The following is a 12,919-nucleotide window of genomic DNA, read 5'->3' on the forward strand; positions in this document are numbered from 1 at the left end:
ACCATCGACCCGATCCTGCGCGAGTTCCTCGGCGCCGCCGTACGCGCCGAGAAGAACATCATGATCGCGGGGAAGCAAAAGGCCGGTAAGACCACGCTGATGCGGGCGATGCTCAAGGAGTTCGACCCCGAGTGCCGGTTCGCGACCATCCAGACCGAGGACGAGCTGTTCGCCCACGCCAACGGCTACCACAAGCAGGTCGTCTCCCTGGTCGGGCGGGAGTCCAACGGGGAGAAGGACGTCACCGGGCGCGGCGCCGGTGAGGTCACGCTCCTGGACCTGATGCATCCCGCGCTGCGGATGTCGCTGGAGCGGATCGTGGTCGGCGAGGTCCGCGGCCCCGAAGTCGTCGCTATGATGCAGGCGTTGACAAACGGCTCCGGCGGCAACCTGTGCACCATCCACGCGCGGCGGCCGGACATCATCTTCGACCGGATCGCCGAGCTGTACGCGCTCGCCCAGGAAAACCTCTCCGAGCAGCTCGCCTACCGGCAGACCGCCAACGGCCTCGACTTCATCGTGTACGTCGACATGACGGACGAGACGCAGATCGGCGGCCGCCGCCACCGCTACGTCTCCCACGTCCTGGAACTGACAGGCATCGGCGAGAACGGCCGCCCCGCCACCAATGAAATCTTCGCCCCCGGCCGCGAGTGGGGAGAGCTGCGGGCGGTTCCGAAGATGGACCCGGGCTGCATCGACGACCTGCGTCGCGTCGGCTTCGACTCCTCGCTGCTGCAACAGCCCTACGGAGCCTGGCCGGCGCCGTTGCCGCTGAAGGTGGGGGTGAGCCGATGACCCTGCTGTTCGGGCTGCTGAGCGGCATGGCCGTGATCGGCGGGCTGATCGGTGTCGTGGCCGGTGTCGTGGGCACCACGGCGCCGCGGCGGGCCCCGCTGCGTCAGCGGTGGCAGGCCCTGCGCGGCGGGAAGAACCGGAGCGAGGACGCCCGGATGCGGCGGCGAACCCTCGTGGTCGCGGCCGTCGTGGTCTTCGTAGCCGTGTGGCTGATATCAGGGAACTTCGTCGCCGGTGCACTGCTGGGCGCAGCCGTCATCGGCGTGCCCTGGCTGATCACTCCGGCGCAGATGGCGCAGGAGCGCATCGGCCAGCTGGAGGCACTCAGCGAGTGGACGCAGCGGCTGGCCGGCCTGCTGCGGCTGGGCATGGGCCTGGAACAGGCGATGATTACCAGCCGTCAGGGCGCGCCGGACGAACTCGCCCCGCAGATCATCAACCTCTCCGACCGGCTGCGCCTGGGCTGGCGGCCGGAAAGAGCGCTGCGCGCGTTCGCCGACGAACTGGACGATGTCACATCGGACAAGGTGACCGCGGCGCTCATCCTGTCCGTCAACGACCGCGGCCCGGGCCTGGCTCAGGCCTTGGAGGACCTGTCGGGCACCGTCCGCGAGGAGGTCGCCCGCAAGCGCGCCATCGAGGCCGACCGGGCCAAGCCGCGCACCACCGTGCGGTGGATGACCATCATCACGGTCGGCGTCGTAGTGGCCGGGTTCTTCGTGCCCAGCTACACGAAGCCGTACTCCACGCTGTTGGGACAGCTCGTGCTCGCCTTCCTGACGGCCGGATTCGTCGGCGTGCTCGCCCTGATGCGGCAGTTGGGCAACTTCCGCCGCATCCCCCGCTTCCTGGTCACCGACCCGGCCAGCACCGTCCGGCTGCCTGCGCCCGCGCCGGAGCCGGAGAAGCCGGTCGCCGCCCGCGAGCCGGAAGGGGCCGCCTCGTGAACCTGATCCCCGTAGTTCTGACCGGCGGCACGGTCGGCGCCGGCGTCGCACTGCTTATCCGGGAACTGCTGCAGCCCCAGCCAGCATTGGGTCCAGCCCTCAAGCGCAGTGCCCCGGCCACGTTGACGATGCCCGAGCCGGAACTGGACCGCGAGGAGGTGTGGGGCCGGTGGCTGCTGGCCCGCCTTGAGCGACTTCCCGGCGTGAGGGTGCCCACCACGAACCTGGCCCTGCTCGGGCAGGGACCGGGCCAGTTCATGCTCAAGAAGGTCGCACTCGCCGCGCTGGGTCTGCTCTGCCCGGTGATTGCGACAATCCCGTGGATCATCGCGGGCGTCGGCCTGCCGTTCTACGTGCCCGCCGGCGTCGGACTCATCGTCGCAGCCCTGCTGTTCATCACCCCGGACCTCGCCGTGCGAGACCAGGCCAAGCGGGCGAGGGAGGAGTTCGCGCACGCCCTGTCCGCCTACCTCGACCTGGTCGCGCTCAAGCGGGCCGCCGACGCCGGCCCCGCCGAAGCGTTGGAGAAGGCCGCCGAGGTCGGCGAGGGCTGGCCCTTCCTGTACCTGCAGGGCGCACTGCGCCGGGCACGACTGGAGAAGATCCCGCCGTATCAAGCACTCACGGAACTCGCCCACGAGTACGACCTGCCCGTCCTGGACGACGTCGCCGACATCATGCGCGGCAGCGCCACCGACGGCGCCGCCGTCTACAAGGCGCTGCGGGCCCGTACCGCGGCGCTCAATGCGGAACTGCTGGCTGATCAGGCCGCCGAGGCGAACGCGGCCAGCGAGAAGATGACCGCGCCGGGAGCTCTCTTGGCCGTTTTGGTGATGCTGCTGATGGCTTTCCCCGCAGTGATCCGCATGCTGACCGTCTGAGACCACTCCGACTCGTTCAACGCTCCAGAGAGGTAAGGAACATGAAGCACACCGCAGCCCGCACCCGCGCCAACGGCGCGGTCCTCCGTCTGACCACGCGCGTGCAGGAAGGCCTGCAGGAGGCCGCCCGCCGACCGGACCGCGGCGACATCTCCACCACGACCGTCATCATCTGGGTGGCTGCCGTCACCGGTGCCGTCCTGATCGCCGGGACTATCGCCGTCGTGATCGCCAAGTACAACGGCAAGCTCAACGGGCTGTGACCGAGCGGCTGAAGGACTGGTGGCAGGGGCGAAGATGGCGCGACGACCGCGGTGACACCAGCATCCAGATGGCGATCATCTTCCCGTTCGTGCTGCTCGCCACGGTCGCCATCATCCAGGCGTCCATGTGGTACTACGCGCGGCAGATCGCCCTGACCGCCGCCCGCGAGGGCGCCACCGCCGCCCGTGCCTACCAGTCAAGTCCGGCCGACGGCGCAGCCCAGGCGCGGGCCGTGCTGGCGCGCACTGCGGGTGACAGCCTGAGCGGCTACAGCGTTTCCGCCAGCAGCGACGGGCAGCGAGTGCGGGTCCAGGTATCCGGCACGGCCCTGTCGATGATCCCGGGTCTGTCGGGCCTGCGGGTCACGCAGTCGGCGTCCGGCCCGGTGGAGCGCTGGACTGTCCCGGGGGAGTGAATCACGTGCGAGACATGGCCCGCCTGGCTCACAGGCTTCGCAGCGATGAGGGCAGTGCCGCGATCGAGGCGGCCATCATCCTCCCGTCGCTGATCATGTTCCTGTGCCTGGCGATCGCCGGCGGCCGGATCGTCACCTCCGGCGCGAAGATCGACTCTGCGGCTGAGGACGCGGCCCGGGAGGCATCCATTCACCGCACGGCGGCGGCCGCCCAAGGAGCCGCACAGTCAGCAGCCGCGGAGTCCCTCAACGACCAGGGCATCAAGTGCGCGTCGACATCCGTCCGCGTCAACACCGGCGGCCTGAGTGTGCCGGTAGGGCAGGTCGGCACGGTCACCGTGACCGTGACCTGCACGGTCAATCTGTCGGATCTGCTGCTGCCGGGCGTGCCGGGAGCCAAGACGCTCACGTCGACGGCGACCTCGGTAGTGGACCAGTACAGACAGCGAGGTGACTGATGATCTTGCACCGGATTCGGCAGGCCCGCGGTGACGACCGAGGCGGCGTCACCGTGTTCGTCGCCGTGTGCGTGCTGGCGCTGATCGGCATCATCGGCGTCGCCGTGGACGGCGGCAGCAAGATGCGCGCCACCGAGCGCGCCGACTACATCGCCGGCGAGGCCGCCCGGGCCGGCGGGCAGGCCATCGACCCCGCCAATGCCATCAGCGGCACCGCGATCACCGTCGATCCCCAAGCGGCGGCCGCCGCGGCGCAGGCCTACCTGAGCTCCGCCGGCGCCACCGGCACGGTCAGCGTGTCCGGCGACGGCAAGACCCTCAACGTCACTGTCACCGGCTCCTACGACACGAAGTTCCTGTCGGTGGTCGGGATCGGCTCTCTGTCGGTGACCGGCCATGGCAAGGCCACCCTCCTGCATGGCGTCACTGCTCCCGAAGGAAACTGATGCGCACCACCACCCGCTCCCCCGCCGCGGCGGTGGGCCGCACTCTGGCCCAGGTCTTCAAGGCCGTGATGAGCCTGCTCGTCCTGGCCGCCGCGGTCGCCGGGCTGCCGCTGCTGCTGGCTTGGGCCACCCCGGTCATCTGGGCTGCCACCCACGACGACCTCACCCACGTGCTGGACCGGCAGGACACCGGCAGCGTGTTTCTGCTGGTGCTCGTCGCGGTGGGCTGGATCGGGTGGGCGCAGTTCAGCTTCTGCGCGGTTCGCGAGCTGATCGCACAGATGCGGGGCCGTTCCTGGCACGCCCCGCGAGGGATGGGTGCCTCGCAGCGCGCCGCGGCCCTGCTGATCGGCAGCATCCTGGTGCTGCTGCCCACGAGCTCGGCGCTTGCCTCCGATGCCCAGGCCGCGCCAGCTCCCACGGCGGGACTTCTGCCGGGTCAGGCGTCCCATGCCCCGCAGGAAGCCGCCCAAGCCGACCAGGCCTCACCCTCATCCTCCGCGAGCACGTCGGCGTCGCGTATGTACACGGTGCGCGAGACGCGGCCGGCGGAGAGCTTGTGGGGCATCGCCGAACACGAGTTGGGGGATGGCGAGCGGTGGCGGGAGATCGCCGATCTGAACGAGGGACGGACCATGGCCGACGGCACGGTCTTCCGCGCGAACAGCTTTCTGCAGCCCGGCTGGCAGCTTCAGATGCCCGAGACCGCTACGGCTGCGGGAGGCGTCCGTACCCAGCTGAGTGACAGCGCCCCGGCTGCCGAGGAGAAGGGCGGGCACGTCGTCACGGTCCACTCCGGCGACTACCTGTCGAAGATCGCAGAGAAGGAGCTCGGCGACGGCGACAACTGGCCGCAGCTGTTCGAGGCCAGCCGGGGCAAGCCGCAGCCGCACGGACTGCCCGAGATAACCGACCCCGACGTCATCTACGCGGGGCAGCAGGTCACCGTGCCCGGTACCCAGTCCGATCAGCCGTCCCAAGACCGGGGCCACGGCGAGGAGTCCAGCAGCCAGGACACCGCTCCCCCGGCCACCCAGAACCCCGACGACACGCAGAAGCCGGGCGGCAGCACGGGGGATGCGCCAGCGCCCGCACCCAGCCAGACCCAGGCTCCTGCACCGCAGTCGTCGGCACCCAGCGCGCCGTCCAGTCGTCCGGCCGAGCAGTCCGGGCAGGGTCAGTCCTCACTGTCCGAGGCGGCGTCCGCGACTCCCGAGCCCAGCGCCTCGGCTTCTGCTGCTACGCCGTCGGCGTCGGCCGAGCCGTCCGGCTCCGCTGCCTCCTCCCCCGCGCCCGAGGCACCGGCGACAGCTCCGGCCAGCAGCCCGCTGAACTTGCGTATCGTGCTCGGCGCCGGCGCGCTGCTCGCCGCTGCGATCACCGGGGCGCTCGCCCTGCGCCGGACGCTGCAGCGCCGACGCCGCAAGCCGGGCGAGAAGATTGCCATCGCAGCGGAGATCTCCCCGGCGGAGGCGCAGTTGGCGGCGGCCGCCGAGCCCGGCGGTGCTGCCCGCCTGGACGTGGCGCTGCGGACCCTGGCCCACCACGTCGCCCAGCAGCAGGAGGCCGGCGCGGTCCTGCCGCCGCTGCGGGCCGCCCGGATCGGGACCCGCGCGGTTCAGGTGCTGCCCGAGGACCTCGTACAGGAACCCGTGGCACCTTTCACTGCCGGGCCGGGCGGCTGGTGGGTCCTGCCCGTTGAGGCCGCCCTCCTGGACGAGGAGGCCGCCCGCGACGTGCCGGCACCGTATCCGGGGCTGGTCACGATCGGCAGCACCGAGGCGGGCGACCTGCTGCTGCTCAACCTCGCGCAGCTGCCCGCGCTGCTGCTGGACGGCAATCCGGTCCACATCACCGAGGTGTGCACCTCGCTCGCCCTGGAACTCGGGATGAGTCCGTGGGCGGCCGACGTCGAGGTCGTCACCGTCGGCTTCGGTGAGGACCTGCCGCAGCTGCTGCCCACCGCGCGGATCGCCCACATGCGTCAGGCCACGCACGCGCTGCGTGATCTGAGCGAACGCCTGTTGGAAGCACATCAGATGCCCGAGACTCAGCATCAGTCGTATCTGCTGCTGTGTGCGTCCTCCTTGGATGAGGACACGGCCTGGCAGTTCGCCGACGTGATCTCTCGGGCGGGGGCGGTACCCGTCGCGCTGATCGCCCCTGCGAGTACGGCGGCTGCTCGTTTCCCCGAGGCGGAGATCCTCAACGCTTCCCTCAGCGACCCGCAGACCCTCGAGTACGCCGGCACCGACATCACGGTGCAGCGCCTGGAGCACGCCGCCTACCTTCAGATCACCACCGCGTTGAAGGTGTCCGGGCAGCCGTCCCACCCGGCCGAGGGGCCCTGGGAAGACGTCCCTGACGAGCTCGACAGCGCGCAGCAGCCCGAGCACGCGTCGCCGGAGGAGTCCGCGCCCGCAACCACTGCAGCCTCGATCCCGTCACCGGCGGCGGCAACGGACGTGAGCAGCGAGGTCTTCCCGGCCCTGCTCGCCGCCAGCACCGATCCATCCGGGCTCCGGCTCCTCTCCCCCGCCGCTACGGACTCCACCAACGCGGCAAGCGCTGCGGAGTCTGACGCCCCGGGGGCCGCCGTCGAGGAGCCTGCGGTGCCGGCGGGGGAAGAGTGCGAGACGCAGGACCTGCACGCCCCGGAGATCCGGGTGCTGGGGCCGGTCGAGGTGACGGGCGTGGACAGCACCGGTCACGGCCCCAGGATGGCGCAGCTGGCCGCCTTGTTGTACTTCCGGCCCGGCCGGAGCGCGGACATGCTGTGTGCCGACATGGATCCCGTCAGCCCGTGGTCGACAAGCACCCTCAACGCGCGGATGCAGGGTCTGCGCAGCTCCCTGGGCAGCGACTCGTCCGGCAACCTATATGTGCCGCGCCGCAAAGCCGGCGAGGATCCGTACCGGCTCGCTCCCGGTGTGCGATGCGACTGGAGCCGTTTCCTCCAGCTCGTCGAACGCGCGCTGCCGCTTGGCCCGTCCGGCCTGAGCGACTTGGAGAAGGCTCTGGCTCTGGTGCGGGGCAAGCCGTTCGGCGGCCGGCCGCTGCCCTGGGCTGAGCCCCACGCTCAGGAAATGATCACGCGGATCGTCGACGTCGCGCACACCGTGGCCACCTACCGCATCCCCGCAGGCCCCCACCACGACCTCTGCGCCGCCCGCCAGGCCGTCGCAACCGGTCTCGACGTCGACCCTACGGCGGAGCTCCTCTATAGGGATTGGATGCGTCTTGAGGCTGCTCGCGGGAACCGCTCCGGACTGCACACCGCGATCACCCGCGTGCAACAGGTCAACCGGGATTTGGACTGCTCGTTGGAGATGGAGACCTCTCAGCTCATCAACGAGCTCCTCAACAGCTCGGGCACGGCGGTACGCAAGGCCTTGTAGCCGCAGGTGCGCAACGGCCGGGCGGTGCGGCTACTGGCTGGGGGCAACGTCTCGGGCCGCGTAGGCGAGCAGTTCGCTGAGGGCCACCTCGTTGGACGCGGGCGGCCGGCTGCGCCACTCCCCCAGTGTTTCCCGTACGGTCTGCGCAACCGCGTGCGCGTGCTGGGCCAGGTCGTCGTCCAAGGCAGCCACTCCCCCGTCCTGAGCACGTCCGGTGACGATGACCGGCCCGTGGATCGGGTACAGGGAGATGCCGCGCCAGGCGCTCGCCAGGGCCCATGCGGTGATGTTCTGCGCGAGCCTGTTCGCGCGTCCGCCTCCTTGGATGTGCAGGATGGCTCGTCGGTGGTACACGCCTTGATCAACCGCGTCGGTCGTTCCGATGTGGTCTTGGATCGCGGAGTGCGCGCCGGTCTCGGGCAGGTCGAGTTCCGTGACGGTGGTGTCGGGGGCAATGCGCAGGGCGCGCATGGTTCCTCCTGTCTCGGTGGCGGGTGCGCAGTGCGCCGACCGCTGTGCGCCCTGGCTGCGCAATGGGCATCGCGGCTGCGCAATGCTGGGCTGACCTGCGCTTTTTCTTGACTGCGCAGCCGTTGGCGCTGGCTGGCTTGCTGTTGCGCAGTGACGAGCAGGGCGAGGCTTCTTACTGCTGTGGCTGCGCGTGGTGGCGGGTCAGTGCCTGCCAGCGCCGTTCGAAGTCGACGGCCTGCTCGGCGATGTAGTCGGCTGTGAGGGGCCGGTTGTGCTGCGCGGTGATCCCGTGGGCTGCGCACTCTTGCGCAATGGCGTCGAGCGACGGGGTTTCGTTGCGCACCCGCTGTTCCGCCCAGAAGTTGTAGACGCGGAACGGCAGGAGGTAGCGGCGCAGGGTGGAGGGGCTGACCGGCTTTCCGCCGCGGCCGGTCATGCCCTTCTTGCTGGCGAGGTAGGCGGAGAGCTGCTCGGCCTTGGGTTCCTCGCCGTGCTCGGTCTGGTACTCGGTCCAGGCGAGGTAGTAGCGGTCGACGGTGGTGAGCGCGGCGGGCTCCCCGGTCGCGTCGTCCTCGCCCGGCGGCTCGTCGATGGGGGCGCTCACCCGGGGGCTGCGCGTCTCCTTGGCAGGGTGCGCGCCCACGCCGGCCGGTGTCTCCGCAGACTCCTCCTCGTTCGGGAGGGGCTCGCCAACGGGTGCCTGCGCGGCGGGCTCGGTGGCTTCCCCGTCGGCGGGCGGCTCTGTCTCGTCGAACTCGCGCTGCCGGAAGGTGGAGACGAAGTACTCCAGGTCTGCGCCTGTGATGGGCTGGCCGTTGCCGCCGGTGATCTGGTCCCGTTCGTAGACGTACGCGGCGAGGGCGTCCGCATCGGGGTACGCCCCGTGCTCCTGCGCGTACGCGAGCCACGCGTTGTAGAAGTAGTCACCCCATCCGTCGTCCGTGTCGCTCGGGGCTTGGGGTTCGGTCCCGTCCCCGGCTGCGGGCATGTGGCGCTGCTTGAGGAGCTGCAGCAGGGGTTCGAGCTGTTCGTCGGACAGTGGCCCGCCAGCCGCGGTGGCGATGCCGTACTGTTCTTGGAGCCACACAGCGAACTGCGAGCTGGTGGGCTCGAATCCGAAGGCGGCGATCCAGTCTTGGTAGGCGTTGGCGAGGTGTTGGGCGTGCCCTTCGTCCGCAAGGCCGTGCGATGGCTCCGAGGGTGCGGTGCGCGGTTGCTCCACCGGCTGGAGTTGGACGCCGCGCACCGGCGCCAGTTCCTTCTCCTGGTTGACGGCGGCCTCGAGTTCGGCGCTCTGCCGCTGAGCCGGAACCGGAGTCCGCTCGACAGTGAACTGAATCGGAAGCTCGTCAATGCCCGCAGCAGCAAGGCCGGCCGGGGCCGTCTCGGCCAGGGGGACGCCGTAGCGGGCTAGGCGGAGCGGCATAAGCGACTCCACCGGGGCCTTGCGGCGCCAGGCGCGGCCGAAACGGGAGCGGAGGCTGGCCTGGTAGACGAGGCGTTCCTGTTCGAGCTTGATGACCTGCTCGTAGGAGCGCAGCTCCCACAGCTTCATGCGGCGCCAAAGCAGGAACGTGGGGATCGGCGAGAGGAGCCAGCGGGTGAGGCGGACGCCCTCCATGTGCTTGTCGGCGGTGATGTCGGCGATCCGGCCGATCGCGTGCCGGGCGGCCTCAACCGCGACGACGAACAGGACCGGGATCACCGCGTGCATGCCCACGCCCAGCGGGTCGGGCCAGGCTGCCGCGCCGTTGAAGGCGATGGTGGCGGCCGTCAGGAGCCAGGCTGTCTGCCGCAGCAGCGGGAAGGGGATGCGGATCCAGGTCAGCAGCAAGTCAAGAGCCAGCAGGACGCAGATGCCGGCGTCGATGCCGATCGGGAAGACGTAGGAGAAGTCCCCGAAGCCCTTCGCGATAGCCAGCTCACGGACAGCCGCGTAGGACCCTGTGAAACCGATGCCGGCGATGATCACAGCGCCGGTGACGACTGTGCCAATCAGGATCCGGTGCGCCCGGGTGAGTACGGGTTGTACGCCGTTCCCTGCCGCCGTCACGTTGTTGCCTCTCCCTTATGTCTCGGCTCGTTGTGCTCAGGTCTCACACTCCCATGTACGAGGCGTGGGTGGGACTGTTCGCGTCGCATGGGCGGTCAATCGGAAGCGAATGGTGATCATCTAGGGGCTTTTCAACCTCTCGTGCCTTCCGGCCTGCCACCAGTCTCCTCGCGACCCAAGGGCGCTTATGTATCAGGTCCTACGTTCCCGGAAGATGCGCAAATGGCCTAGTTAGGGCTCGGTTCTCGGGGGTGATTGCGCCGCAATCACCCCCGAGAACGCTGTACGGGTGTCGGCGGCCGATAAGCTCGCGACCGCGTCAACTCAGCATCCCCACGGAGAAGCCCATGCCTCAGAAACCCGGCCTCAAGCGAGACCTTGCCGCCGAGAGGGCAGCCCGCAAGGCAGCCACCCAACAGGCCCGTCTCGTACCGCAGGGGCTGCCGACCGTGCGTCCCGATCAGCTGATGCCGAGCCCGGAGAACGGGCGCAGGAAGCTGCTGAAGATTGACGAGTTGGCTGACACGCTCCGTACCGACGGGATGAACACCGCTATGACGGTGATCCCGCCGGATGTCTACGTGGAGATCTATCCGCAGCACAAGGAGGTCGTGGAGGCTCGCGTAGCGGATGGAGTGCTGTTCGTCGTCCACCACGGGCATCGGCGTCTAGCCGCAGCGCTGAGGGCCGGCCTTACCGAAGTGCCCATTCTGGTGCGTCGTGAGGTGCCGAGCCTTCGTATCGCGGCCATCCAAGAGAACCTGCAGCGGATGGCCCTCAATCCAATCGAAGAGGCGCTGGAGTTCCAGGAGGCCCTCGACGAGAGGGACGATGCGGGCAAGCAACTGTCCCAGCGGGAACTCGCCAAGCGAGTCGGCTGCTCTCAGACCTACGTGTCGCATCGTGTCGCCCTGCTTCGCCTCGTGCCCGCTCTCCAGCAGGCGACCATCGACCACTGGCTGAAAGAGCAGCAGTTGCTCGACGTCAGCGACGAGGACGGCGCCAGCACACAGGAGCGGCTCCTCCTTCCCGTCCGGGAGGCTGCGACCGTCTTCGCTCGGTTGCGTCCCGATCTTCAGGAGGCCTTCGTACGTGGGGACCTGACCTCAGCGCAGGCCGCTGTCATCAGCAAGGTTCCTGCCGAGCAGCAGGCCATTCCCGTAACCGAGGAAGCCGGTGATTGCGGCGCAATCAATGAGGAGGCAGCCGAGCCTGCGGTGGCGCCTCTTCCGGAGCCCCGAACGAGTGAGCCGTCGGCCACGACTCCGTCTCCGGAAGCTTCTGGTAGGCAGCCTGCAGCCCCCCTTTCCCAACCATCCCTCCCAACTGGCAGCACGTCTGCTGACAGCAAGTCTCCGCAGCCAGATGCCGCTGCAACGCCCGTAGCGACGGATGCCGAGCCGCGTGGTGTGATCGTGGTGCGCAGTGTTGAGGATCTGGCGCTCAACATCATGGAGCTCTTGGAGCCCGATGAGATTGACGAGCTGAAGGCTCTGCTCTCCTCCTGAACAAGTTGCCCAGAGTCGCCCTACCGGTGGAACCCGGTGGGGCGACTAGTTTTTGCGGCGGTGGGCCCTGTAACGTGCGGCCCGGTAGTTGCATGGTCTTCGGGGTCCGTCGCCGAAGCACGGCGCCGGCCTCGAACGGTCTGTGATTGCGGCGCAATCAACACTGGCGCCAGCAGCACCACCACGCGGGATCCGCTGTCAGAAGGTCATGCCGCCCGGTATCAATCCCTTCCATCTGCAGTCGTTGATCACGCGACATAACGCGCACCATCCCCATCCGGGACTGATTGCGCCGCAATCATTCGTGGAGGCTCCCTCATGACTTCGTCCCAAAACCGCGCCGCTGCAACGGCAACCACCAGTCGTATCGCCCGCGTGCTCGCTCTCACGAACCAGAGCGGCGGCGCCGGCAAGACGACCTCGGCCGTGAATATCGGGGCCTGCGCGGCAGATCTCGGTCTCACCACACTGGTGATCGATGCCGACGCGCAGTGCGATGCGTCAGCAGCCGTCGGCTACGACAATCCGGATGACATCCCCAATCAGGCGAACCTCTACGACGTTCTCACCGGGGCAGCCAAGCTCGAGGACGCTGTGGTGCAGGCCATGGCCGGCCCGATCGGTGAAGACGGCACGAAGTCGATTCCCAACCTCTTCGTCGTGCTGGGGTCCAGTTCCCTGGAAGAGGCCGAGCAGTTGCTCGCGCCGAAGACAGGCCGAGAGTTCTGGCTTCGGTCGCAGATCGAAAGGGTCCGGGACACCTACGACCTCATCCTCATTGACTGCCCCGGCAACCTCGGTTTGATCGTCGTGAATGCGATCGTCGCTGCAAGCGAGGTCGTAGCCTGCGTCAAGCCGGGCTGGAAGGAACTCCGCGCCCTGACCCGCATGGAAGCAAAAATCGACGAAATCCGGGACACCTTCTCGGCCATGGGAGCCGCAGCTGAGCTGTCCAACATCCTGATCGTGGACTGCCCGACAACCCGCAACCAGGGCGCCGTGTACGACGACAGTCAGCAGCAGGCAAAGGAAGCCTATGAGGAGCTCGTGCTCCCCACGGTGCGCAGGAGCCCCCGCATCCCCGAGGCGTACGCCGCTCAGAAGGCGCTGCGCTTCTACGACCCCTGCACCGAGAACCCGTCGAAGCTCACCCCTGAAACGGCGATGTCCGCCACTGATGACTACTACCTGGTGACCCAGGCGCTCGGGTTCACTCGCCGGTAAATGATTGCGCCGCAATCAGTCACGCAGCAGTGGGGGGGGGGGGGGGGGGGGGGGGG

The 12,919-nt window shown here is 68.8% G+C and carries 12 protein-coding genes; 10 read left to right on the forward strand and 2 right to left on the reverse strand.

Translation table 11 applies throughout. The features are described from left to right. The 8 genes from ACSLTV_RS35250 to ACSLTV_RS35285 form a co-directional block, all read left to right on the forward strand. A partial coding sequence (locus ACSLTV_RS35250) for an ATPase, T2SS/T4P/T4SS family (RefSeq protein WP_435613647.1) occupies positions 1-798 on the forward strand: 798 nt, incomplete at its 5' end. Beyond that, a complete protein-coding gene (locus tag ACSLTV_RS35255) occupies positions 795-1,745 on the forward strand; it encodes a type II secretion system F family protein (protein ID WP_435613648.1) in 951 nt (316 codons plus the stop codon). The genes ACSLTV_RS35250 and ACSLTV_RS35255, both read left to right, overlap by 4 nt. Beyond that, a complete protein-coding gene (locus ACSLTV_RS35260) occupies positions 1,742-2,626 on the forward strand; it encodes a type II secretion system F family protein (RefSeq protein ID WP_435613649.1) in 885 nt (294 codons plus the stop codon). Before ACSLTV_RS35255 ends, ACSLTV_RS35260 begins: the two co-directional genes overlap by 4 nt. Positions 2,627-2,667: 41 nt before the next feature. After that, on the forward strand, positions 2,668-2,889 hold the full coding sequence (locus tag ACSLTV_RS35265) for a hypothetical protein (protein WP_435613650.1): 222 nt from the start codon (positions 2,668-2,670) through the stop codon (positions 2,887-2,889). Next, a complete protein-coding gene (locus ACSLTV_RS35270; protein ID WP_435613651.1) occupies positions 2,886-3,305 on the forward strand; it encodes a TadE/TadG family type IV pilus assembly protein in 420 nt (139 codons plus the stop codon). Before ACSLTV_RS35265 ends, ACSLTV_RS35270 begins: the two co-directional genes overlap by 4 nt. Before the next feature lie 14 nt (positions 3,306-3,319). Next, complete coding sequence (locus ACSLTV_RS35275) at positions 3,320-3,763, forward strand: TadE/TadG family type IV pilus assembly protein (RefSeq protein ID WP_435613652.1); 444 nt, start codon at positions 3,320-3,322, stop codon at positions 3,761-3,763. Next, positions 3,763-4,209 (forward strand): TadE/TadG family type IV pilus assembly protein, encoded by a 447-nt coding sequence (locus ACSLTV_RS35280; protein ID WP_435613653.1) that lies wholly within the window; start codon positions 3,763-3,765, stop codon positions 4,207-4,209. The genes ACSLTV_RS35275 and ACSLTV_RS35280 overlap by 1 nt, the downstream gene beginning before the upstream one ends. Then, positions 4,209-7,607, forward strand: a complete 3,399-nt coding sequence (locus tag ACSLTV_RS35285; protein WP_435613654.1) for a LysM peptidoglycan-binding domain-containing protein — start codon at positions 4,209-4,211, stop codon at positions 7,605-7,607. Before ACSLTV_RS35280 ends, ACSLTV_RS35285 begins: the two co-directional genes overlap by 1 nt. A 30-nt stretch (positions 7,608-7,637) precedes the next feature. Here ACSLTV_RS35285 and ACSLTV_RS35290 read toward each other — a convergent pair whose 3' ends face one another. Next, positions 7,638-8,078: a hypothetical protein gene (locus tag ACSLTV_RS35290; protein ID WP_435613655.1), complete on the reverse strand. Its 441-nt coding sequence runs from the start codon at positions 8,076-8,078 to the stop codon at positions 7,638-7,640. A 172-nt stretch (positions 8,079-8,250) separates the two neighbouring features. Continuing rightward, positions 8,251-10,131: a DUF2637 domain-containing protein gene (locus ACSLTV_RS35295; RefSeq protein WP_435613656.1), complete on the reverse strand. Its 1,881-nt coding sequence runs from the start codon at positions 10,129-10,131 to the stop codon at positions 8,251-8,253. Positions 10,132-10,478: 347 nt separating this feature from the next. Here ACSLTV_RS35295 and ACSLTV_RS35300 point away from each other — a divergent pair, with 347 nt between their 5' ends. Together ACSLTV_RS35300 and ACSLTV_RS35305 are read left to right on the forward strand one after the other, a co-directional pair. Then, on the forward strand, positions 10,479-11,639 hold the full coding sequence (locus tag ACSLTV_RS35300) for a hypothetical protein (RefSeq protein ID WP_435613657.1): 1,161 nt from the start codon (positions 10,479-10,481) through the stop codon (positions 11,637-11,639). 318 nt (positions 11,640-11,957) lie between these two features. Beyond that, positions 11,958-12,863: a ParA family protein gene (locus tag ACSLTV_RS35305; protein ID WP_435613658.1), complete on the forward strand. Its 906-nt coding sequence runs from the start codon at positions 11,958-11,960 to the stop codon at positions 12,861-12,863. Positions 12,864-12,919: the final 56 nt, after the last annotated feature.

Origin of the sequence: Streptomyces sp. bgisy159, from assembly GCF_965341775.1 — a bacterium.
Classification (GTDB): Bacteria; Actinomycetota; Actinomycetes; order Streptomycetales; family Streptomycetaceae; genus Streptomyces.